Origin of the sequence: Stenotrophomonas sp. HMWF003 (assembly GCF_003061285.1) — a bacterium.
GTDB lineage: Bacteria > Pseudomonadota > Gammaproteobacteria > Xanthomonadales > Xanthomonadaceae > Stenotrophomonas > Stenotrophomonas maltophilia_AP.
Map to the genome: position 1 here is coordinate 3,411 of NZ_QAIW01000278.1, position 395 is coordinate 3,805.

Genomic DNA, 395 nt, shown 5'->3' on the forward strand with positions numbered 1-395 from the left:
GTGGAGGCCACCACCCTGAACTCCAGCGCCGTGCTGCCGCTGGCGTCGGCCGCACCGGCCCTGAGCAGGTTGAGCCGTTGCGGCAGCGGTACGGCGAACGTGGTGGGGTGCGCATGGTCCATGCCGGTCATCGGCGGACCAAAGAAGGACACCGTGCCCACGTAGTAGGGGCTGTCGGCGTCCACCGTCTCAACCCCCGCCGGTGCGTTCACCAGGACGTCGAACTCGCGCGTGTTGTGCAGGCCGCGCGGCCGCTCCACGGTCACTTCGGCAATCAACGCGGGCGCTGCCGTGGCGCCCAGCTGGCCCCGGGTCGTGGACGGCAGCGACACGGCGACGGCGGCACCGCGACGCTTGCCCCGCACCAGTGTGGCGGGTCCTGCGGCCTTCACCGC

Annotated in this window: 1 pseudogene; it reads right to left on the reverse strand. The window is 72.2% G+C overall.

The window, feature by feature from the left end:
* Positions 1 to 395 (reverse strand): annotated as a pseudogene (locus DBR34_RS22760) (tyrosinase family protein); the annotation flags it as partial.